The sequence below is a fragment of the Streptomyces sp. NPDC052496 genome, from assembly GCF_040679095.1.
In the GTDB taxonomy this organism is placed as follows: Bacteria; Actinomycetota; Actinomycetes; order Streptomycetales; family Streptomycetaceae; genus Streptomyces.
Genome location: NZ_JBFAUH010000003.1, coordinates 159139 through 180638, shown reverse-complemented (window position 1 = coordinate 180638; position 21500 = coordinate 159139). Strand labels below are relative to the sequence as shown.

Annotated in this window: 17 protein-coding genes and 1 tRNA gene; 9 read left to right on the top strand and 9 right to left on the bottom strand. The window is 70.9% G+C overall.

What is annotated here, in order from left to right; all coding sequences use genetic code 11:
• A partial coding sequence (locus AB0L45_RS06205) for a class E sortase (protein WP_365836663.1) occupies nucleotides 1-1156 on the top strand: 1156 nt, incomplete at its 5' end.
• Between the two features lie 25 nt (nucleotides 1157-1181).
• Nucleotides 1182-1928 (top strand): class E sortase, encoded by a 747-nt coding sequence (locus AB0L45_RS06200; RefSeq protein ID WP_365836662.1) that lies wholly within the window; start codon nucleotides 1182-1184, stop codon nucleotides 1926-1928.
• 133 nt (nucleotides 1929-2061) lie between these two features.
• On the opposite strand, the gene pknB is transcribed toward AB0L45_RS06200, so the two are convergent.
• The 6 genes from pknB to AB0L45_RS06170 form a co-directional block, all read right to left on the bottom strand.
• Nucleotides 2062-4080, bottom strand: coding sequence for a Stk1 family PASTA domain-containing Ser/Thr kinase (gene pknB, locus AB0L45_RS06195; RefSeq protein ID WP_365836660.1), 2019 nt, complete (start codon nucleotides 4078-4080; stop codon nucleotides 2062-2064).
• Between the two features lie 146 nt (nucleotides 4081-4226).
• Entirely contained in the window at nucleotides 4227-5696 is a 1470-nt protein-coding gene (locus AB0L45_RS06190) for a penicillin-binding transpeptidase domain-containing protein (protein WP_365836658.1), read from the bottom strand.
• Entirely contained in the window at nucleotides 5693-7090 is a 1398-nt protein-coding gene (locus AB0L45_RS06185; protein ID WP_365836656.1) for an FtsW/RodA/SpoVE family cell cycle protein, read from the bottom strand. Before AB0L45_RS06185 ends, AB0L45_RS06190 begins: the two co-directional genes overlap by 4 nt.
• A gap of 23 nt (nucleotides 7091-7113) precedes the next feature.
• Nucleotides 7114-8625 carry a protein phosphatase 2C domain-containing protein gene (locus AB0L45_RS06180; protein WP_365836655.1) on the bottom strand — a complete coding sequence of 504 codons (1512 nt, stop codon included), beginning with the start codon at nucleotides 8623-8625 and terminating at the stop codon, nucleotides 7114-7116.
• A 128-nt stretch (nucleotides 8626-8753) separates the two neighbouring features.
• Entirely contained in the window at nucleotides 8754-9281 is a 528-nt protein-coding gene (locus tag AB0L45_RS06175) for an FHA domain-containing protein (RefSeq protein WP_365836653.1), read from the bottom strand.
• A gap of 10 nt (nucleotides 9282-9291) precedes the next feature.
• Entirely contained in the window at nucleotides 9292-10173 is an 882-nt protein-coding gene (locus AB0L45_RS06170; RefSeq protein WP_365836651.1) for a DUF3662 and FHA domain-containing protein, read from the bottom strand.
• Nucleotides 10174-10899: 726 nt separating this feature from the next.
• On the opposite strand from AB0L45_RS06170, the gene AB0L45_RS06165 reads away from it, so the two are divergent.
• Nucleotides 10900-10983, top strand: a tRNA-Leu gene (locus tag AB0L45_RS06165).
• A 203-nt stretch (nucleotides 10984-11186) separates the two neighbouring features.
• Here the strand turns inward: AB0L45_RS06165 and AB0L45_RS06160 are convergent.
• Nucleotides 11187-12137, bottom strand: coding sequence for a LysR family transcriptional regulator (locus AB0L45_RS06160; RefSeq protein ID WP_365836649.1), 951 nt, complete (start codon nucleotides 12135-12137; stop codon nucleotides 11187-11189).
• A 57-nt stretch (nucleotides 12138-12194) separates the two neighbouring features.
• Here AB0L45_RS06160 and AB0L45_RS06155 point away from each other — a divergent pair, with 57 nt between their 5' ends.
• The 3 genes from AB0L45_RS06155 to AB0L45_RS06145 all read left to right on the top strand — a co-directional run bounded on the left by AB0L45_RS06155 (nucleotide 12195) and on the right by AB0L45_RS06145 (nucleotide 16136).
• Entirely contained in the window at nucleotides 12195-13391 is a 1197-nt protein-coding gene (locus AB0L45_RS06155) for an MFS transporter (RefSeq protein ID WP_365836647.1), read from the top strand.
• Between the two features lie 119 nt (nucleotides 13392-13510).
• Nucleotides 13511-15367, top strand: a complete 1857-nt coding sequence (locus tag AB0L45_RS06150) for a histidine kinase (RefSeq protein WP_365836645.1) — start codon at nucleotides 13511-13513, stop codon at nucleotides 15365-15367.
• 85 nt (nucleotides 15368-15452) lie between these two features.
• Nucleotides 15453-16136 (top strand): response regulator transcription factor, encoded by a 684-nt coding sequence (locus tag AB0L45_RS06145; RefSeq protein ID WP_365836643.1) that lies wholly within the window; start codon nucleotides 15453-15455, stop codon nucleotides 16134-16136.
• A 191-nt stretch (nucleotides 16137-16327) separates the two neighbouring features.
• Here AB0L45_RS06145 and AB0L45_RS06140 read toward each other — a convergent pair whose 3' ends face one another.
• Nucleotides 16328-16978, bottom strand: a complete 651-nt coding sequence (locus AB0L45_RS06140; RefSeq protein ID WP_365836641.1) for an NAD(P)H-dependent oxidoreductase — start codon at nucleotides 16976-16978, stop codon at nucleotides 16328-16330.
• Nucleotides 16979-17097: 119 nt separating this feature from the next.
• Here AB0L45_RS06140 and AB0L45_RS06135 point away from each other — a divergent pair, with 119 nt between their 5' ends.
• A complete protein-coding gene (locus tag AB0L45_RS06135) occupies nucleotides 17098-17460 on the top strand; it encodes a helix-turn-helix domain-containing protein (protein WP_365836639.1) in 363 nt (120 codons plus the stop codon).
• A gap of 229 nt (nucleotides 17461-17689) precedes the next feature.
• Here AB0L45_RS06135 and AB0L45_RS06130 read toward each other — a convergent pair whose 3' ends face one another.
• Nucleotides 17690-18124, bottom strand: a complete 435-nt coding sequence (locus tag AB0L45_RS06130; protein WP_365836637.1) for a MarR family winged helix-turn-helix transcriptional regulator — start codon at nucleotides 18122-18124, stop codon at nucleotides 17690-17692.
• Between the two features lie 104 nt (nucleotides 18125-18228).
• On the opposite strand from AB0L45_RS06130, the gene AB0L45_RS06125 reads away from it, so the two are divergent.
• Together AB0L45_RS06125 and AB0L45_RS06120 are read left to right on the top strand one after the other, a co-directional pair.
• On the top strand, nucleotides 18229-19461 hold the full coding sequence (locus AB0L45_RS06125; protein WP_365836635.1) for an ABC transporter permease: 1233 nt from the start codon (nucleotides 18229-18231) through the stop codon (nucleotides 19459-19461).
• Nucleotides 19462-19709: 248 nt separating this feature from the next.
• Complete coding sequence (locus AB0L45_RS06120) at nucleotides 19710-21260, top strand: DUF2252 domain-containing protein (RefSeq protein WP_365836633.1); 1551 nt, start codon at nucleotides 19710-19712, stop codon at nucleotides 21258-21260.
• Nucleotides 21261-21500 lie beyond the last annotated feature (240 nt).

Here is a 21500-nt window from a genome sequence, read left to right as displayed (position 1 = left end):
CCCCACTCCGGGCCCGGCTTATGACGCCGGGACGGTGGCCCCCACTCCGGGCCCGGCTTATGACGCCGGGACGGTGGCCCCCACTCCGGGCCCGGCCTATGACTCCGGGACCGTGGCCCCCACCCCGGACCCCGCGTTCGACTCCGAGACCATGGCACTCCGTCAGGCCCAGGAGCCCGGCGGCGAAAACGGCGACCTCGGCGATCTCGGCGATCTCCGCGGCCCCCACGATCCGGACGCTGTTTCACGTGAAACCGAGCCGTCGACGACGGCCTCGGACGCGGCAGCGTCGACGCCACCGGCGACCGGCGGCCGGGCTGCACGCCGTAAAGCCGCCCAGGAGGCCGCCAAACGCGGCAACAGGCGCACACGGCGTGGTTCCCCTTCGAACGCCGCCGAAGCCGCTTCCTCGGCCGCTGAGGCGCCTTCCGTGCCCATGACGCGGCTGGAGGCCCGCCGCGCCGCGCGGGCGCGCAAGGAGAGCCCGGGCATCATCGTCAGCCGCGCCGTGGGCGAGGTGTTCATCACCCTCGGCGTCCTGATGCTGCTCTTCGTCACCTACCAGCTGTGGTGGACGAACGTCCTCGCGCACCAGCAGGCGGGCGGCACCGCCAGCAACCTGGAGCACGAGTGGGACGAGGGCGGCGAGGACCGCAAGCCCGACGCCTTCTCGCCCGGCCAGGGCTTCGCGATCATGTATATCCCCAAGCTGGACGTGAAGGTCCCGATCGCCGAGGGCATCAACAAACCCGCGGTGCTGGACCGCGGCATGGTCGGCCACTACGACAAGAACAGCGTGAAGACCGCGATGCCCTGGGACAAGCAGGGCAACTTCGCGGTGGCCGGGCACCGCAACACCCACGGCGAGCCGTTCCGCTACCTCAACAAGCTGACCAAGGGCGACAAGATCGTCGTCGAGACGCGCAGCACGTACTACACGTACGCGATGGAGAGCATCCTGCCGCAGACCTCGCCGCGGGACATCGCCGTGCTGGACCCGGTGCCCAGGCGCTCCGGATTCACCCGCCCCGGCCGCTACCTCACGCTGACGACCTGCACCCCGGAATTCACCAGTACCTACCGGATGATCGTCTGGGGCAAGATGGTCGAGGAGCGGCCGCGGAGCAAGGGCAAGCCGGATGCGCTCGTCAGCTGAGCGAATGTAAGAGGGGTACCACGCGGTGACTGCCACCGGACACGACGAGGACACCGGCCCGGCGGCGGATCAGCCGGCGTCCACGCCGCCGCGCCGCATGCGCGGGCGGATCGCCGCCGTCGTCAGCGTCATCGGCGAACTTCTGATCACGGCGGGGCTGATCCTGGCCCTCTTCGTCGCCTACTCGCTGTGGTGGACGAACGTCCTCGCCGACCGTGAGGCGCACAAGCAGGGCGACACCGTGCGCAAGAACTGGGCGAAGACGCCGACGGGTCCGGGGGCGCTCGACACCAAGGACGGCATCGGCTTCCTGCACGTACCGGCGATGAAGAACGGTGAGGTGCTCGTGAAGAAGGGCATCGACCCCGATGTCCTGAACGAGGGTGTCGCGGGCTACTACACCGAGCCGGTGAAGTCGGCCCTGCCGCAGGACAAGAAGGGCAACTTCTCGCTCGCCGCGCACCGCGACGGCCACGGCGCGAAGTTCCACAACATCGACAAGCTCAAGGACGGCGACGCGATCGTCTTCGAGTCCAAGGACACCTGGTACGTCTACAAGGTCTACGCGTCACTGGACGAGACGTCGAAGTACAACGTCGACGTGCTGGACGAGGTCCCCAAGGAGTCCGGCAAGCGCAAGCCGGGCCGCTACATCACGCTGACGACCTGCACGCCGGTCTACACCTCCACGTACCGCTACATCGTCTGGGGCGAGCTGGAGCGCACCGAGAAGGTCGACGCCAAGCGCACCCCGCCGAAGGAACTGCGCTGAGGGGCGGTACGAGCCCCCGCCCACGACACCCGCCCACGACAAAGCCCCCGCCCACGACAAAGCCCCCGCCCACGACAAAGCCCCGGCCCCCGAAAAGGGTGCCGGGGCTTTCCCGTACGGCGATGGCTGCCGGTCAGTGGCGGAACCGTCCCCACCAGCCGCTCGGGCCGCCGAAGTCGTTCCCGTCGTCACCGCCGTCGTTGTCCCCGCTGGGGGAACCGCCCATCGTGGTGAGCGTCACCGTCGTGGACCCGGGGGAGGACGGGGTGTTCGGCTGCGGGTCCTGGGTGACCACGCGGGCCTTGTCGTCCTGCGAGCTGCCGTTCGCGAACTTGATGTTCGTGAAGCCGGCGTCCTGCAGCGCCTTCTTGGCGTCCTTGACGCTCTGGCCGATGACGGCGGGCACCGGCTTCTGCTCGGCGGCCTTGCCGACGGTCAGGGTGATCGTCGAACCGTTCCTGGCCTGCGAGTTGCCGTTCGGGGACTGCGCGGTGACCTTGCCGACCTGGTTCGGGTCGGAGGTCTCCTGCTCGCTCTTGGCGACCTGGAAGCCGAGGTCCGTCAGCTGCTTCTGCGCCGCGTTGAAGTCCTGGCCGGTCACCACCGGCACCGTCGTCGTGGGCGACTTCTTGGCGACCACCAGCGTGATCTTGGTCTTCTTGGTCCCCTCACCCTGCGGCTTGGGGTCCTGGTCGATGACCGTGCCCTCGGTGCGGTCGGAGACCCGCTCGGTCTTCTGGACGTCCTCGAAGCCCTTCTTCTGCAGATCGTCCTTCGCCTTGTCGAAGGTCAGGCCCGTGACGTCGGGGATGGTGACCTTCTCCGGCCCGGTGCACAGCGTCACCTTCACCGTGTCGTCCTTGGACACCGACTGCCCGGCGGCCGGGTCCTGCTTGGTGACCTGGCCCTTCTCGACGTTCTCGCAGGCCGTGCTGCCGTTCTTGGCGACCTTGAAGCCGCCGTTGTCGCCGGCTGCCTTGGCCTGTTCGAAGGTCTTCCCGGTCAGCTCCGGCACCTTCACGTCGTTGTTGGTGTTGGTGCTGTTGAACATCGCCTTGCCGATGAAGATCGCACCGGCGAGCACCAGGATGCCCGCGACGACCAGCAGGATCGTCGAGGTGTGCTTCTTCTTCTGGCCGCCGCCACCGCCACGGCGCCGGTCGGGCCGCTCGTCGTAGCCGTACCCGCCGTCGTCCGGGTTCATCGGCGGCAGCATCGAGGTCTGGCCGGCCGGGTCCTGCGGGCGCAGCATCGTCGTCGGCTGGTCCTGGTCGTAACCGACCGCGCCGAGGGCCGCGGTGGCCGCGACCGGCTGCCCGTCGAGAGCCGCCTCGATGTCGGCACGCATCTCGTCCGCCGACTGATAGCGGTAGTCCGGGTCCTTGACCAGCGCCTTGAGGACGATGGCGTCCATCTCGGGCGTGATCTCGGGGTCGAAGGCGCTCGGCGGCTGCGGCTCTTCCCGTACGTGCTGGTAGGCCACCGCGACGGGCGAGTCGCCGACGAACGGCGGCCGAACGGTGAGCAGTTCGTAGAGCAGGCAGCCGGTCGAGTACAGGTCGGAGCGGGCGTCGACCTGCTCGCCCTTGGCCTGCTCGGGCGAGAGGTACTGCGCCGTGCCGATGACCGCGGCGGTCTGCGTCATCGTCATACCGGCGTCGCCCATCGCGCGGGCGATGCCGAAGTCCATGACCTTCACCTGGCCGGTGCGGGTCAGCATGACGTTGGCCGGCTTGATGTCGCGGTGCACGATGCCGGCCCGGTGGGAGTACTCCAGCGCCTGGAGCACGCCGATGGTCATCTCCAGCGACCGTTCGGGCAGCAGCTTGCGGCCGGAGTGCAGCAGTTCCCGCAGGGTGGAGCCGTCGACGTACTCCATGACGATGTACGGGATGGAGACGCCGTCGACGTAGTCCTCGCCGGTGTCGTAGACCGCGACGATCGACGGGTGGTTCAGCGAGGCGGCCGACTGGGCCTCACGGCGGAACCGGGCCTGGAAGGACGGGTCGCGGGCGAGGTCCACGCGCAGCGTCTTCACAGCGACGGTGCGGCCCAGGCGGGTGTCGTGCGCGAGGTAGACCTCGGCCATGCCACCGCGGCCGAGCACCGAGCCCAGCTCGTACCGGCCGCCGAGGCGACGCGGCTCTTCCATAAGCTTCTCCAGCCCTCTCCGTCAGTCCCGACCGCACCCGTGTGTGGTCCGGCGGTGTGCTGTTCGGGCATACCGTACCCGGCACGCCGTGCGGGGCCCGGTCGCGACCGGCACCTGATATCCGACCGGTATTGGCGTGACCGGGGTCACTTCTTGCCGTCGAGTACCGCCTCCATGACCTTCTTGGCGATGGGGGCGGCCAGCTTGCCGCCCGCGATGTCGCCGCGGAGCGTGTCCGAGCCCTCGATCACGACGGCGACGGCCACCGGCGTTCCCTTGGAGGTCTTGGCGTAGGAGATGAACCAGGCGTACGGGTTGTCCTTGTTGTTCTCGCCGTGCTGGGCGGTGCCGGTCTTGCCGCCGACGGTGACGCCGTCGATCTGGCCGTTGGTGCCGGTGCCGTTCTTGACGACGCCCTCCATCATCTCCTGGAGCTTCTGGGCGTTCTCCGGCTTGAGCGGCTGGCTCATCGTCTCCGGCGTGTGCTGCTGCACGACGTTGAGGTTGGGGGCCACCAGCTGGTCGACCATGTACGGCTTCATCAGCTTGCCGCCGTTGGCGATGGCCGCGGTGACCATGGCCATCTGGAGCGGGGTGGCGCGGTTGGAGGCCTGGCCGATGCCGGCCATCGCGTTCTGCGGCCGGTTGTCGGTCGGGTAGACGCTCTCGGCGGCCCGTACCGGGGTGTCGACCTCAGGGTTGTTGAAGCCGAACTTCTCCGCCTCGGCCTTCATCTTCTTGTTGCCGAGGTCGGCGCTGATCTTGCCGAAGACGGTGTTGCAGGACCAGCGCAGCGCTTCCTTGAGGCTGGCGTTCTCGCAGGGGATGTTGCCCTCGTTGTTCAGCGGCTGGTGCGCGGTGTCCGGCAGGTACCAGGGCAGCGGCGAGTCGGTCTTGGCGTTGATGTCGCTGTAGAGACCGTTCTCCAGCGCGGCCGCGGCGGTGACGACCTTGAACGTCGAGCCCGGCGGGTAGGTCTGGCGCAGTGCCCGGTTGAGCATCGGGTCGTCCGGGTTGTTCTTCTTCAGCAGCGCGTTGTACGCCTTGGCGTCCTTGTCGGACATGCCGGCGAAGGTGGACGGGTCGTACGACGGGGTGGTGGCCAGCGCCAGGATCGCGCCGGTCTCCGGGTTGATCGCGGCGACCGCGCCCTTGCTCTTGCCCAGGCCCTCGTAGGCGGCCTTCTGCGCCTTGGCGTTCAGGGTGGTGACGACGTCGCCGCCCTTCTGCTTGTCGCCGGTGAACATGTCGACCGTACGGCTGAAGAAGAGCTTGTCGTCGGTGCCGGACAGGATGGAGTCGTTGAGCTTCTCCAACTGGTTGGAGCCGAACGCCTGGGACGCGTAGCCGGTGACCGGCGCCCACATGGGGCCGTCCTTGTAGGTCCGCTTGTACTTGAAGTCGCCGCTGTCGTTGGTGGTCGAGCCGGTGACGGCCTTGCCGTCGACGATGATGTTGCCGCGCGGCTGGCTGTACCGCTCGATCGCCACCCGCCGGTTGTGGGTGTCGTTCTTCAGCTCGTCGGCCTGGACGAACTGCACCCAGTTGACGCGGATGAGCAGGGACAGAACCAGCAGTCCGCAGAAGATGGCGACGCGGCGCAGCGGCTTGTTCACGGGCGGACCACCTGGGTCATCTCGGCGTCGGTGGAGGGGGCGGGGGCCGGGGCCGGGCGGCGCGCGGTGTCGCTGATGCGCAGCAGGAGCGCGACCAGGGCCCAGTTCGCGATGACGGAGGAGCCGCCCTGTGCGAGGAACGGCATCGTCATACCGGTCAGCGGGATCAGGCCGGTGACGCCGCCGGCGACGACGAAGACCTGGAGGGCGAAGGCGCCGGACAGGCCGACGGCGAGGAGCTTGCCGAACGGGTCGCGGGCGGCCAGCGCCGTACGGATGCCGCGCTCGATGAGCAGGCCGTACAGCAGCAGGATCGCCATCAGGCCGGCGAGGCCGGCTTCCTCGCCGACGGTGGCGAGGATGTAGTCGCTCTTGGGGGCGATGCCGCCGATCAGGCGGGAGTAGCCCTGGCCGAGGCCGGAGCCGAGGATGCCGCCGGAGCCGAAGGAGTACATGGCCTGGGCGGTTTCGGTGACGCCGCCGTTGAGCAGTTCCAGCGGGTTGAGCCAGTTGTGCACGCGGGTCTGCACGTGCGACTCGAAGGTGGCCACCGCGACCGCGCCGGCGCCGCTGAGCAGCAGGCCGAAGACGATCCAGCTGGTCCGTTCGGTGGCCACGTACAGCATGACGACGAACAGGCCGAAGAAGAGCAGGGACGTACCGAGGTCGGTCTCGAAGACCAGGATCATCAGGCTCAGCGCCCAGATGACCAGGATGGGTCCGAGGTCACGGCCGCGCGGCAGGTACAGGCCCATGAAGCGGCGGCTGGCCAGCGCCAGCGCGTCCCGTTTGACCATGAGGTAGCCCGCGAAGAAGATCGCGATGACGATCTTGGCGAACTCACCGGGCTGCAGCGATCCGACACCGGGGATGGTGATCCAGATGCGGGCGCCGAACTTGGCCGGGAAGAAGATCGGGGCGATCAGCAGGACCAGCGCGACGACCATCGAGATGTAGGTGTAGCGCTGCAGGACACGGTGGTCCTTGAGGAAGATCAGCACGCCGAGGAAGAGGGCGACACCGAGCGTCGACCACATCAGCTGCCCGGGGGCCATGGCCCCGCCGAGCTGCTTGGTGGTGATCTGCGGTTCCTGGTCCAGCCGCCAGATGAAGACCAGGCCGAGACCGTTCAGCAGGGTCGCGATGGGCAGCATCAGCGGGTCGGCGTACGGGGCCCACTTGCGTACGACGAGGTGGGTGACGCCGGCCAGCAGGCCCAGGCCGAGGGCGTAACCGAGGACGCCGGCGGGGACCGAGCCCTCCTTGGCCAGGCCCACGTTGATGTAGGCGAACACCGGGATGAGCACCGCGAAGACGAGCATGGCCAGCTCGGTGTTGCGGCGGCTCGGGGCACCGATGGTACCCACGGTGGTCGTGGTGGTGGTACTGCTCATCAGCTCTACGGCCCCCTACGCCCTCACTGCTGGGTGCTGCAATTCTTTTCCAGCTTCTGCTGCTCCTCGGAAGGGGGCGTCTGGCTGGTGGTGGGAGTGGGTGTCGGGGTTGCCTGCGGCTTGCCCGCTTGCGTGCCGGGCTTGCCGGGCTTGTTCTTGCGGGCGTCCTCCTCGGCCTTCTTACGGGCCGCCTCACGCTCCGCGGTCTCCCGCTGTTCCTTCGACCGGCAGGCGTTGGCCTGCTTGCCCAGCTCGGTGACCTTGTCGATCGCCTGGTTGCGGCTGTCGACGGCGATGGTCTCCTTGACCTGGTTGCGCTGGTAGACGGGGAGGTACTTGAGTTCGATCTCCGGGTGGTCCTCGTCGACGTTGTTGAGCTTGATCCAGGCGAGGTCCTGGCTGATGCCCTGGTACAGCGCGACGTGGTTGTCCTTGGCCCCGACGAAGTACTGCGTCTGCGTCCAGCGGTAGCCCGCGTACAGGCCGCCGCCGACCACGGCCAGCGCCAGCACGATGATCAGCGACCGTTTGATCCACCGGCCGCGGCCGCGCTCCGGCTTGAGGAACTCCTCGTCGGTGAACGCGCCGAACGAGCCCTGCGGCGGGCCCGCGACGCCGTTGTCGCCGCTGCCCGGCGGCCCGAAGGTGCCGCCCGGCCCGCCCTGCGGCGAGTCCCGGTGGCGGCCCAGTTCGGCGGCGCGGGCGGCCGGCGTCTGCATCGTGCTGGGGTCGCTGAGCTGGTTCTGGTTCTCGGCGACGGCGCCGACGACGACCGGGGTGTCGTTGAGGTGGCCCGCGAGGGTGTCACCGGCGTCGACGTCCAGGACGTCGGCGACGATGCAGGTGATGTTGTCGGGGCCGCCGCCGCGCAGCGCCAGCTGGATCAGTTCCTGCACGGTCTCGTGCGGGCCCTGGTAGCTGGCGAGGGTGTCTTCGAGGGTCTGGTGGCTGACCACGCCGGACAGGCCGTCCGAGCAGATCAGGTAGCGGTCGCCGGCCCGGACCTCGCGGATCGACAGGTCCGGTTCGACGTGGTCGCCGCTGCCCAGCGCGCGCATCAGCAGGGAGCGCTGCGGGTGGGTGGTGGCTTCCTCCTCGGTGATGCGGCCCTCGTCGACGAGCCGCTGCACCCAGGTGTGGTCCTGCGTGATCTGCGTGAGGACACCGTCGCGCAGCAGGTACGCGCGGGAGTCGCCCACGTGGACGAGGCCGAGCCGCTGCCCGGTCCACAGCAGGGCGGTCAGGGTCGTGCCCATGCCCTCCAGCTGCGGGTCCTCCTCGACCATGACGCGCAGCTGGTCGTTGGCGCGCTGGACGGCCGTACCGAGCGAGGTGAGGATGTCGGAGCCGGGGACGTCGTCGTCGAGCTGGACGAGGGTGGAGATCACCTCGGAGGAGGCCACCTCGCCCGCGGCCTGGCCGCCCATGCCGTCGGCGATGGCGAGCAGGCGCGGGCCGGCGTAACCGGAGTCCTCGTTGCCCTCCCGGATCATGCCCTTGTGCGATCCGGCGGCGAAGCGCAGTGACAGACTCATACGCACCTCGCCCGTCGGCTCGGGGTACATCCGCACGGTGCCCACCCTCCGGTCGGGAGCACGCTCGGGTCCGTCGAGTGGACCGCCGCGGCTCGCTCGCTCCGCTCGCGCTCTTTCATGACGTAGCACTACTTCCGCAGCTCGATGACGGTCTTGCCGATGCGGATCGGGGCTCCCAGCGGAATCGGTGTCGGGGTCGTCAGTCGGGTCCGGTCGAGATACGTGCCGTTGGTGGACCCGAGATCCTCGACGATCCACTGGCCGTCACGGTCCGGGTAGATCCTGGCATGCCGGCTGGAGGCGTAATCGTCGTCCAGCACGATCGTGGAGTCGTGCGCGCGTCCCAGCGAGATGGTCTGGCCCTGGAGGGCGACGGTCGTACCCGTCAACGTGCCCTCGGAGACCACCAGCTTTGTGGGGGCACCGCGGCGCTGACGGTTGTTGCCGCGGCCGCCTTCCTGGCGGCGCTGCTGCGGCGGAGCGGCCTGCTGGCGCTGCTGCGGACGCGCCTCCTGGCCGCCGCGCCGGGCGGCGCCGCGCTGTGTGACACGCGTGCCGAACAGGTCGCTGCGGATGACCTGGACGGCCACGATGACGAACAGCCACAGTACGGCGAGGAAACCCAACCGCATGACCGTGAGGGTCAGCTCTGACATTGCCCCCGCTTCACCCTTCGGCTTGCCGGTAAACGATGGTGGTACTGCCCACGACGATCCGCGAGCCGTCGCGGAGCGTAGCGCGGGTGGTGTGCTGCCCGTCTACCACGATGCCGTTGGTAGAACCCAGATCCTGGACGGTCGGCGGTGTTCCGACGCGGATCTCGCAGTGCCGCCGGGAGACTCCCGGGTCGTCGATCCGTACGTCGGCGTCGGTGCTGCGGCCGAGGACGAGGGTGGGCCGGGAGATCTGGTGACGGTTGCCGTTGATCTCGATCCAGCGCCTGGTCTGCGCGCTCCGGTCCGCTCCGCCCCGGCTCTGGTACCAGCTGTCGGGAGCCGCACCCGGCTGCGGGCCCGCACCGGGTGACCCCGGCCGGGACGCGGGCTGGGCGGCGCCGGGCGGCGAGCTGGGCATGGGGGGCGGGCCCACATGACCGCCGGGGCCGGACGGGCTGCTCCGGGGCGCGGTGGGGCGCTGGGCCGCGGCGGCGGCTCCCGGGTGCTCCTGGGACGTGCTGGACGCGAGGGTGCGGCTGCGGACGCGGTACAGGCCGGTGTCGAGGTCGTCGGCCTTCTCCAGGTGCACCTTGATCGGGCCCATGAAGGTGTAGCGCTGCTGCTTGGCGTAGTCGCGGACCATGCCGGAGAGCTCGTCTCCGAGCTGGCCGCTGTACGGGCTGAGCCGCTCGTAGTCGGGGGTGCTCAGTTCGACGATGAAGTCGTTGGGGACGACCGTGCGGTCGCGGTTCCAGATGGTGGCGTTGTTGTCGCACTCGCGCTGGAGCGCGCCGGCGATCTCAACGGGCTGCACCTCGGACTTGAACACCTTGGCGAAGGTGCCGTTGACGAGACCTTCGAGACGCTGCTCGAAGCGCTTCAGTACTCCCACGGGGCACCTCCTTCCTCAGTCTTCGTCAGGTCGGTCTTCGACAGGGTCGTCCTGATACTGCTTACTGATCGTATCCACGCGCCGGGAAATCGGCTGGTTCCCCTTTCCCGCCGTGAGGACGAGTGTCGCCCCTCACAAGGTTGCTCACTGCTGCTTGCTGGTGCGTCACTCCGGCGTCACCGCGATGGGTCCGCGGTGCCGCCGTGGCGAAACTGCCGTGTCATCGGCCACCGGGACGGGCCCTGGCACCGCGATGGCTTCGCGATGAGACCGCGCCGGCGTTGCGATGGCACTGCGATCGTAGATGTGCCCCACTCACAGTGTCCCGCAACCGCCGGGTTCGCCGACCGGGTGGGCGGTGGAGTGGAGCAGTGGGGTGGACGTGGGTGGGGGACGGGTGCCGGTGGGGTTGTGGGGAGGTGGCGGGATCCGGTCGGGGGGCGGCGGGATCCGGTCGCGGGTGGCCCGGGGGTGATTCAGGAGAGGTCCGTCGGGTGGGGCGGCGAAGGGGTGGCAGCGGGAGCCGTCGGGCGGGGCGGCGCCGGGGCCGGGTGGCGGATGCCGGGCGGCGGGAGGGCTCCCGGAGGCGGCCAGGGGCGGGCTCCGAAGAACGGATGTGAAGGCACCCCGGACAGCGTGCTAATGTTCTGCATGTCGCAAGGCGCTCGCACAAGACCCGGACGGAACAGCCCGGAACGCGTGAGAGAATCGAACGACACACCCAATGCGCGGGTGGCGGAATAGGCAGACGCGCTGGATTCAGGTTCCAGTGCCCGAAAGGGCGTGGGGGTTCAACTCCCCCCTCGCGCACAGATGAGACCCCCGGTCCGGGATTCCCGGACCGGGGGTCTTGCGTTGTGCCGACGGCTCTGCCGGGCGGGCTCCGGCGATTGCCGGGCCGCCGCCCGGTAGCTGCCTGGTCGGCCCTTTGGCCGAGGCCCGGTCCGCTCCGGATGCTTCTCGCCCGTCGCCCGGACAGTTGCCGGCCCGTCGTCCGAAAGAAGCGGTGAGGGCTACGTCACATCGGTGACGGCCGCGCTGAAGGCGCGGGTGCGCGCGGTCTCGCGGTCCTGGTGCCAGACGAGGCCGAGTGCGGAGTCCGGCAGGCCGGTGACCGGTACGAAAGCGACGTCCCGGCGCCCGTGATAGTCCGCCGTGGGGCGGCACAGCAGCATCGCGCCGCGTCCGGCGGCGGCGGATGTCAGGCCCTCCTGGAGGGTGCGGACCCCGGGACCGGGCGGGACGGTGCGGCCACCGGGCGTGCTGGTGGGGGCCTGCGCGTGGCGCCAGTACTCGGGAGCGGGGCCTTCGACGGCGATGAGGGGCCCGTCGGCCAGCTCCTCGGCGTCGACGGACGCGCGGGACGCGAAGGGGTGACGCACGGAGACGGCGAGTGTCTGCTGCTGTTCGGAGAAGACCGGCCCCAGTACGAGGCCGGGCTCCTCGACGGGCAGCAGGACGACGGCGGCGTCCACCTCCCCGCGGTGCACCGGGCCGAACGGGTCCTGGAGCGGTATCTCGACGAGCTGCGCGGCGCAATCGGGGTGGCGGGTGTGGAAGGTGTCGACGGCCTTCATGAGGCAGGCGTCGGCGGCCCCCTGGAAGCCGATGCGCAGCCGGCCCCCAATGCCGCGGGCGGCGGCGACGGTGGCCTCGACCGTGCCGCGCAGGGCGTCGTAGGCGGGGCGGAGGGCGGCGAGGAAGTCCGTACCGAGGGGGGTGAGCCGTACGCGGCGACTGGTGCGTTCGACGAGGCGGGCGCCGACACGGCGTTCCAGCGCGCGGACGAGCTGGCTGACGCGGCTCTGTGAGACGTACAGGCGCGCGCCGGTGCGGCCGAAGTGCAGCTCTTCGGCCAGGACCAGGAAGCACTCCAGTTCACGGATCTCCAGGCCGCCGGCGGTGCCGGGCGCAGGGGCCTGGTGCCGGGCCGGGAGGCTTGCTGATCGATGAGTCACGCTCATGGAAGCGTGAGGGGTTCGCCGTTGTTCCCGCGGGCGGCCGCGCGTTGGCTGGGGTGCATGACGACGATCGAGGAAACGGCGGGCCGGGACGGCGCGTTGCGGCCGGGCGGGGGCGCGGGGTGGCCCGCGGTGGGGGCGCTGGCGGCGGCCACGTTCACGGTGGTGACGTCGGAGATGCTGCCCGTGGGGCTGCTGACGCCCATCGGGGGCGCGTTGGGGGTGACGGACGGTACGGCGGGGCTGACGATCACGGTGACCGGTGTGGTCGCGGCGCTGGGGGCGCCGGCGCTGACCCTGGCGGTGGGCCGGGCGGACCGGCGGACGGTGCTGTGCGGGCTGATGGGGATGATCGCGGCGGCGAATCTGCTGGCCGCGTGGTCGCCCGGTTTCGGGGTGATGCTGGCGGCGCGGGTGCTGGTCGGGCTGGGCATGGGCGGCGTGTGGGCGCTGGCGGCGGGGCTCGCGGTGCGGCTGGTTGCGGCGCGGTCGGTGGCCGCCGCGACGTCGTTGATCTTCAGTGGGGTGGCCGCGGCGTCGGTGCTCGGGGTGCCGGCGGGCACGCTGACCGGGCAAGTGGGCGGGTGGCGCGCGGCGTTCGTCGTGGTGGGCGGGGCGGCGGCGCTGGTCGCCGTGGCACTGGCCGTACTGCTGCCGCCGTTGCCGGCCGAGGGGGCCGTACGGCTGGGCGGGGTGCTGCGGCTGTTCCGTGACGCGCGGGTGCGTACCGGGCTGGTCGTGGTGGCGCTGCTGGTGGGCGGGCACTTCGCCGCGTACACGTATGTGCGGCCGGTCCTGGAGGAGGTCTCCGGCGTCGGTCCCGGGGTGATCAGCACGCTGCTGCTGGTGTACGGGGGCGCGGGCGTCGCGGGCAACTTCCTGGGCGGCGCCGGGGCGGGGCGGTCGCCGCGCGGCACGTTGGTGGTGATCAGCGCGGTGCTGGCCGGGGCGGTGCTGCTGGTGCCCGTCCTGGGGGTGGGCGTGCCGGGTGCGGTGGCCCTGCTGGCGGTGTGGGGGCTGGCTTACGGAGGGGTGTCGGTCAGTACGCAGACGTGGCTGATGGCGGTGGCCCCGGAGGCGCGCGAGGCGGCGTCCGCGCTGTTCGTGGCGGTGTTCAACGCGGCGATCGCGCTGGGCGCGTTCGGCGGGGGGCGGGTGGTGGACGGCTGGGGGGTCACCGCGGTGCTGTGGGTCGGGGGTGCGCTGGCTGTGGGGGCGGCCGTCGCGGTGGGGGCGGGACGGGGGCCGGGGGGTTGAATGTGCGCCCGTGCCGTCGTCCCTGTCGGTGCCCCACCGTGGAAGCAGCGACTTTCGTCGAGGCAGGGAACGACGAACGGTGACTGTGTGGGCAGGCGGGCATTTCCTACGCTCAAGGCGTGAACATCACGGGGAGTGCACAGGTGGCGGCCCGGGCGACGGCGGCCCGGGCCGCGGCCGGGCGGGTGTGGCGGTGCCTGACCCGGCCGGAGCAGTGGCCGCCGTACCGCGTCGTCGGTGAATCGCTGCTGGCGCTGATGCTGGGACTGATCGCGCTCGGCATGGAGAAGATCAGCGACGCCGACGGCGTTTCCACCTGGCTGGTGACGGCGGCGGTGATGGTCCTCGCGCCGCTGCGCCGCGCCCTGCCCGGCACGGTCCTGGTCTTCGCGGCGTCGCTGAGCTGGCTGTTCGTGGGGATATCGGCGCTGCTGATCGTGGCGGGCTGGTCGGCCGGGCGCCGGATCGCGGGGAGCGCGCGGGCGCTGGTGGTGTTCGCGGTGGCGCTGCTGCTGAGCATGGCGGTGCCCGTGATCCAGGACTTTCCCGCGGTGTCGCCGGAGAAGCTGATGATCCTGGCGGTGTCGTTCCTGGCGATAGTGGCCATGCCCGGTATTTCGAGCCGCTACTGGTCCCAGCACCGCACCTTGGTGGAGACCCTGCACGCCCAGCGCACCCAGCTGCTGCGGGAGAACGCGATGATCGCCCGCCAGACGCGGCTGCGCGAGCGGCAGCGCATCGCGCAGGACATGCACGACAGCCTGGGCCACCAGCTCACGCTGATCGCCGTGCACACGGGCGCGCTGGAGGTCGACTCCGAGCTGAACGAGCGGCAGCGGGAGGCCGTCGGCGTGCTGCGCGGAGCCTCGGTGGCGGCGATGCGCGAACTGCGCGAGGTCGTGGGGCTGCTGCGCGACGAACACGAGGACGCGGCCGCGCCGCACACGGCGATCGGCGCGGGCCCGGCTCCGAACGCGGGGCAACGCGGGGTCGCCCAGGTGGACGCGTTGGTGGAGGCGTCGCGCGGTGCGGGGGCGCGAATATCCGTCGCCCGGTCGGGGGAGCCGCGCGCGCTGGCACCGGCCGTCGACCGGGCCGCGTACCGCATCGTGCAGGAGGGGCTGACCAACGCGCACAAGCACGCGTCGGGCGCGCCGGTGACGGTGGCGCTGCGCTACGAGCCGGATTCGCTGCTGGTGGAGGTGGTCAACGGGCCGGTGCCGCCGGGTGCTGCCGGCGGTCCCGAGGTCAGCGGCGGCCAGGGGCTGACGGGGCTGCGGGAGCGGGCGCGGCTGGTCGGCGGCATGGTGCACACCGGCCCGGTGCCGGGCGGCGGGTTCAGGCTGGCCGGGGTGCTGCCGTACGGGCCGGTGACGATGACGGCGGCGGTGTCGGAGACGGCCGCGGAGGCGGCTGCGGGTATGGCTGCGGAGCCGATGCTGCCGGTGGGTGTTGGGCTGGGCGGTTCTGGCGATCCGACAGGTCCGGGTGGTGGATCGGTGGACGCCGGTCGTGGGCACCCGGTGGTGCGCACCGGCAAGGACGGTCAGCCGGTCATCGACTGGGCGCGGGTCTATGCGGCGCCGGACAGGGCGATGTTCCGCGGGGAGGCGAGGCGCAGCGGGTTCGCCGTCGGGTGCGGCCTGGCGGCGGGCGTGATCGTGGTCCTGGGGGTGCTGACCGCCTGGGGGATGGTCGAGCTCTTCAAGGCGATGGAGGAGAGTTCGGTGTCGCCGAGCACGTACGAGCAGCTGAAGGTCGGCTCGCCGGAGGACGAGGTACGCGAACAGCTGCCGACCGAGTCGTTCCTGTACAGCGAGCTGAACGAACAGGGGCCGGCGAAGCCGGAGGGCGCGCGCTGCCAGTCCTTCCCGTCCACGGAGCCGTCCGCGAACTGGGAGGAGGAGCCTGCGTTCCGGTTCTGTTTCAAGGACGGGAAGCTGGTGGAGAAGCGGACTTTCCTGGGGAAGGCCTGAGGGCGGCCGGACGGACCGGCGTGTGAACGGGGGGAAGATGACGCTGTCCATGGGAGCAGCCGACCGAGCCGGTGCGGGAGTACGAGTGATCAAGGTGATCGTCGCTGATGACGAGCCGCTCATCAGAGCCGGTATCCGGATGATCCTCACCTCCGCCCGGGACATCGCGGTCGTGGCGGAGGCCGGCAACGGCAAGGAGGCGATCGAGGCCGCGCGTGGCCATGGCGCGGACGTGGTGCTGCTGGACATTCAGATGCCGGTCATGGACGGCCTGACGGCGCTGGCCGAACTGCGCCGGGCGGCACCGTCCGTACGGGCCCTGATCCTGACCACGTTCGGGGAGCGGGAGAACGTCCTGCGGGCGATGGGTGAGGGAAGCGCGGGCTTTCTGCTGAAGGACTCCGCGCCGGACGAGCTGATCCGGGCGGTGCGTGCGGCGGCCGACGGCCACGCCTATCTGTCGCCGGTGGCCACCCGCCACGTGGCCGATTCGCTGGTGGCGCACGGGGGTCCTGGCGGGGAGGCCGGTGCCACCCGTACGGCGCGGCGCGCGGAGGAGGCCGCCCGGCGGCTGTCCGTCCTGACGAAACGGGAGATGGAGGTGCTGTCCCTGCTCGGCGAGGGGCTCTCCAACGCCGACGCGGGCGAGCGGATCCACATGAGCGAGGCGACGGTGAAGACGTACGTCAGCCGCATCCTGTCCAAGCTGGGCTGCGAGAACCGGGTCCAGGCGGCGCTGCTCGCACGGGATGCGGGGTTGGGGGCGTAGCGACGGGCGAGCGGTGTGGGGGCCCTGCCTCCGGGCCGGCACCGCCCCGGCGGGCTGAGTGATGCCCGAGTGCGCGCGGGGCCGGCCCGGCGGACTGTTGCGGCGTGTGCGCGGGGCCGGCCTGGGGGGTCGAGTGAAGCTTGCCGGTGCGGTGCGGTGCGGTGCGGTGCCGGCTGGTGCTGTGCGACGCGTCAGGCGGTGAGGCGGACGGCAAGGGCCTTGGCCTTGTCGGCGGCCTCCTGGAGGGCCTTGTCGCGGGAGGCCTCGTACTGCGGTATGAGTTCCGCCATCGCGGGGTTGCTGGGGGCCGCGGTCAGCTCGGGAACGATGAAGTCGACCTCCATGCCGAACATGGTGCCGAGCACGGCCTGAAGGTAGTTCTGCACGTAGTCGAAGCCCTCGCGGGGCGTGCCCGGGCCGTACGCGCCGCCGCGGCTGGCGACGATGGTCACCGGCTTGCCCTTGAGCGAGGACTCCTCCCCGGTGACCCGGCCCACGATGGTCACGTGGTCCAGCCACACCTTGAGCGTGGAGGGGATCGAGAAGTTGTACATGGGGGCGCCGATGACGACCGCGTCCGCCTTCTCCAGCTCTTCGACCAGTTCGAGGCGGCGCGCGAAAGCGGTCTGCTGCTCGGCGGTGAGGGTGTCCGGGGCGCTGAAGGCGGCGGTGTGGCCCGAGGCGTCCAGGTGCGGCAGCGGGGTGGTGGCGAGGTCGCGGTGGACGACGGTGCCGTCCGGGTGCTGCTCCTCCCAGGCCTTGCGGAAGGCGGCGGTCACCGTGCGGGAGGCGGAACCCTCGGTCGGGAAGAGGGAGGAGTCGAGGTGCAGAAGCGTGGCCATGATGCGGTCCTTCGGTAGTGGCCGGTGCGCGGCCCGAGGAGATGCTCCGTACGTTCCTATGTTTAGCACAGTAGCTTACTTTTCCGCAGTACCAAACGGTAAGGCAGTACTCTGGACGCATGGTGGAACGTGGGGATGCGACGTGCAGGCAGGTGGACACCGGGATGGCGCTGGTCTTCGCGCTGTTCGGCAAGCGGTGGACCGGCTTGATCGTGTCCGTCCTTCTCGGCGGGCCGGTGCACTTCGCCGAGCTGCGGCGGGCGGTCCCCGGAATCAGCGAGCGGATGCTCTCGGACCGGCTGACCGAACTGTCCGCGGTCGGCCTCGTCGTGCGGGAGGTCGACGGTGGACCGCCGCTGCGCGTCTCGTACCGCCTGACCGAGGCGGGGCGGGCCCTCGACCCCGCGCTCAAGGAGCTGGCCCGGTGGGCCGAGACGTACCTCGCCGACGGCGGGCAGTGTCCGGAACGCTTCCGGAAGTGAGGGGACGGGGCGCGGGGGGCGGCCTTCCGGGGTGTCGGGGCTGAGGCGCGGGGTTCGCGGAGTCCGGGGTGCCCGGGGGCCGGGGCGTCCGGGGTGTCGGGGGCGTCCGGGGTATCGGGGCTGAGGCGCGCGGTTCGCGGGGTTCGCGGGGTTCGCGGAGTCCGGGGCCTTCGGGGCGTCGTGGCTCGGGCGCGTGTCGTGCCTGTTCGTGGGGCAGTCGTGTCGTGGCTCAGCCGTGTCGTTCCTGTGCGGCGTTGTAGCGCAGCAGGTAGGTCGCGAAGCGTTCCAGGTCTTCCTCGTCCCAGTCGGCGAGCCGTGCGTGGAACGCCTGGCGGCGGCTGGCGGTGACATTGGCCAGCATCTGCGCGCCCTTGGTGGTGGGGTGCAGCACCTGGACGCGGTGGTCGTCCGGATCGACGCGGCGCTCCACGAATCCGAGCTTCTCCAGGGCGGAGATCTGCCGGCTGACCGTGGACTTGTCCAGGAGGTAGTGCGCGGCCAGGTCCGTCGCGCGGCATCCCTTCTGGTCGTCGAGGTGGGCCAGCAGCGTGTAGGAGACGAGCGAGAGCTCGGGGTGCATACGGGCGGCGGTGGCGCGTGCCCGGCGGGCGAACGCGGTCATCTCCTGCTGGATGGTCTCGACGGATTCGTCTCTGCGGGCCACGGGTGCTTGCCTTTCGTTGAAGTAGTTGTATAGTACAACGTGGAATGAGAGTTGTATAAGCCAACTACTCGAAGCTGAGCGACTAGCTTGAGAAGGCACGACGCATGAGTTCGGTCCGACGCCCCGACCACCACCGCCCTGATCACCGAGCCGATCTACGGCACGTCCTGACCCACCTGATCACCCCGCTGCTGATGTGCGTCGGCATGGGCCTCGCCTACTTGGGAGCCTTCGCGCACCCCGAGCCGCACCACCTGCCCGTCGCCGTGGTCGGTTCCGGCTCCCAGACGCAGGTGCTCGCCCAGACGATCAGCGACAAGGCGCACGGCGGCCTGGACGTACGCACGGTCGGCAGCCGGGCCGAGGCCGAGGACCAGCTGAAGCACCAGGAGATCTTCGGCGCGTACGTGGCGGACACGCACGCTTCCGGCGGCGGCGCTCCGGCGGGCGCCACGGCGGCCAAGGGCGGCAGCGCCAAGGCGGCGCCCGAGCTGCTGGTCGCGACGGCCGGTTCCGACACCACGGCGTCCGTGGTGCAGAAGGTCTTCACGCCCGTCGCGGCCCAGCAGGGCGCGCCGCTGAAGGTCACCGATGTCGCTCCGCCGGCCGAGGACGATCCGACGGGCCAGGGACTCTTCTTCCTGATGGTCGCGATCAGCATCGGCTCGTACGCCTCGGTCGCGGTGATCGGCGGCGCGGGCGGCGTACTGCCGATCCGGCTGCGCGCGGCGCTGGCGGTCGGTACCTCCTTCGTGGTCAGCATTCTCGGCACGCTCTTCGCCGGGCCGGTCTTCCACCTGGTCGATCACGGGCTGTGGGGGCTGTGGAGCATGGCCTGGCTGTACTCGGCGGGGATTTTGCTGATCGGTACCGGGCTGCACACGTTCCTCAAGCGCTGGACCACGCTGGGCGTCATGGCGCTGTTCGTGATGCTCAACTTCACCTCAGCGGGCGGTGTCTTCCGCCCCGAGCTGCAGAACGGTTTCTTCGCCTCCCTCCACGCTTTCTGGAACGGCGCCGGCTTCGTCGAGGGCACCCGCAGCCACGTCTACTTCGACGGCAACGGGCTGGCCGGCCACGTCTGGACGCTGGTCCTGTGGCTGGTCGTGGGCTTCGTGATGGTCGGGGTGGCGTCCCTGGCCGAGACGCGCAGGCGGCGCGCGGCGGCGGCCGCGGCGCAGAACGCGACGGCCGTGGCCGCGGCCGCGGTGGCCGCCACGGTGCCGGAGCGCCGCCCTGCCCACGCGGCGACGACCGGCGACAGCAAGAGCGCGGAGCGGGCCGGGACGACGGCGGAGGAGGCCGAGGAGGAGATGGAAGAGGCGGTCGGAGTCTGAGCAGGAGGCACCCGCCCCGGGTGCCACACGCCTCACTCCGACTCTGTCACGCAGAGTTATCCACAGGCCCTGCCGCGAGGCGGGGCTTGTCTGTACCGTCGTGACCACGCGGCGGGGACAGCGGCCCGGCGACCGGCGGTAGGCCACTGGCACATCACCGGTACGCCACCGGTTTCCGAGGTTGTTCCGACGCGGCCGGACGACGGGGTCCGGGGCGGGGCACGGGCACGAAGGGGGAGGGGGCGGCGATGACGCGATTGCCGTACGTAACGGGGTTCGCGAAGCGGGACGCGCGGGGTTCCGCGCCGAAGGCGGTCGGCAAGGCGCTCCGGGAGCGGGCACCACGCTCGGCGCACGGCCGGTTCACGCCGGAGGCCGGTCGGCCGGACGCGGTGGCGTCGGTCGAGGAGTCCAACGCCGGCCGTCTCCCGGAGCTGATCCCCATACGGGTCGGACGGATGGCCGCCGGCCCGTTCGCCTTCCTCCGCGGCTCCGCCGGCCTGATGGCGTACGACCTGATGGCCACCCCGGTGACCGGCATCGGCGCGCAGATATGCGGCGACGCGCACGCGGCCAACTTCGGCCTCTACGGCGACGCCCGCGGCAAGCTGGTGATGGATCTCAACGACTTCGACGAGACCTTGTACGGGCCCTGGGAGTGGGACCTGAAGCGGCTCGCGGCCTCACTGGTGCTGGCCGGGCGGGAGGCCGGGGCGAGTGAGGTGCAGTGCCGGGAGGCGGCCCGGGACGCGGCGGGCGCGTACCGTCGCACGATGCGCCTGCTGGCGGGCATGCCGGCCGCCGACGCCTGGAACGCGATAGCCGACGAGGAACTGGTCTCGCACGCGGACGCCCGTGACCTGCTGGGCACGCTGGAAAGGGTGGTGGCCAAGGCCCGGAAGAACACCAGCGCGCGGTTCGCGGCGAAGTCGACGGAGGAGATAGCCGGCGGCGGACGGAGGTTCGTGGACGCCCCGCCCGTACTGCGGCGCATACCGGACGCGGAGGCCGCCGCGGTCGTCGCCTCCCTCGCCGATTACCTGCACACGCTGCCGGAGGACCGGCTCCCGCTGCTGGCCAGGTATGAGGTGCAGGACGTGGCGTTCCGGGTGGTGGGCACGGGGAGCGTGGGCCTGCGCTCGTACGTGGTGCTGCTGCTGGACCATCGCGGTGAGCCACTGGTGCTCCAGGTGAAGGAGGCAAGGAGCTCGGCACTGTCGCCGTACGCGGAGAAGGCCGGCTTCCCGGCACCGGCTGTGGCGCACGAGGGCCGGCGCATCGTGCGCGGGCAGCGGCACATGCAGGTGGTGAGCGACAGCCTGCTGGGCTGGACAACGGTGTACGAGCCGTGGCCGGGGCGGAGCGGCAGCGGGAGCACTGTGCGTGAGCAGGAGCGGCGGGGGGAGGACGAGCTGGGTCGGGGCAGGGATGAACCGGGTCGGGGGAGGGGCGAGCTGGGCCGGGGCAGGGATGAATCGGGGCGGGGTGGGGGTGGGGAGGGGGCGGGGAGGCCCTACCAGGTGCGGCAGTTCCGGAACCGCAAGGGCAGCGTCGACCCGGCCGCTCTCGCCGGCGATCAGATCGACGATTACGCGCGGATGACGGGCGCGTTGTTGGCCCGGGCCCATGCGCACAGTGCCGATCCGCGTGTGGTGGCCGGGTACTGCGGTAAGGGCGCTGCGTTGGACGAGGCGCTGGCCGATTTCGCGGTGGCCTACGCGGACCGTACGGAGGCGGATCACGCGGAGTTGGTCGCGGCGATCAAGAGGGGGCGGATAGCCGCGGAGACGGGAGTCTGAACGGGGGCGCACCGGGCCGTAGGGTGGCCGGGTGACGAACTCGCAGGCGGAGAACGCGCAGGACGGCCAGGACGCACATGCGGCCTCTGGAGGCGCGGGCCATGCGGCCCACGCGTCTCAGGGGGAGTACCCGACTCAGGCGGCCCAAGCGGCCCCGGCGGCCCCGGTGGGTCAGGAGGCCCAAGCCGGGCCGGCGGGCCTCGCGGGTCAGGGAGGCCATGCGAGCCCGGACGAGGACCT

Excerpts from the sequence above, each read along its gene's own strand:
- pknB (WP_365836660.1), bottom strand. The coding sequence starts at position 4,080 with ATGGAAGAGCCGCGTCGCCTCGGCGGCCGGTACGAGCTGGGCTCGGTG.
- AB0L45_RS06185 (WP_365836656.1), bottom strand. The coding sequence starts at position 7,090 with ATGAGCAGTACCACCACCACGACCACCGTGGGTACCATCGGTGCCCCG.
- AB0L45_RS06180 (WP_365836655.1), bottom strand. The coding sequence starts at position 8,625 with ATGAGTCTGTCACTGCGCTTCGCCGCCGGATCGCACAAGGGCATGATC.
- AB0L45_RS06175 (WP_365836653.1), bottom strand. The coding sequence starts at position 9,281 with ATGTCAGAGCTGACCCTCACGGTCATGCGGTTGGGTTTCCTCGCCGTA.
- AB0L45_RS06160 (WP_365836649.1), bottom strand. The coding sequence starts at position 12,137 with ATGAGCGTGACTCATCGATCAGCAAGCCTCCCGGCCCGGCACCAGGCC.
- AB0L45_RS06155 (WP_365836647.1), top strand. The coding sequence starts at position 12,195 with ATGACGACGATCGAGGAAACGGCGGGCCGGGACGGCGCGTTGCGGCCG.
- AB0L45_RS06140 (WP_365836641.1), bottom strand. The coding sequence starts at position 16,978 with ATGGCCACGCTTCTGCACCTCGACTCCTCCCTCTTCCCGACCGAGGGT.
- AB0L45_RS06135 (WP_365836639.1), top strand. The coding sequence starts at position 17,098 with ATGGTGGAACGTGGGGATGCGACGTGCAGGCAGGTGGACACCGGGATG.
- AB0L45_RS06125 (WP_365836635.1), top strand. The coding sequence starts at position 18,229 with ATGAGTTCGGTCCGACGCCCCGACCACCACCGCCCTGATCACCGAGCC.
- AB0L45_RS06120 (WP_365836633.1), top strand. The coding sequence starts at position 19,710 with ATGACGCGATTGCCGTACGTAACGGGGTTCGCGAAGCGGGACGCGCGG.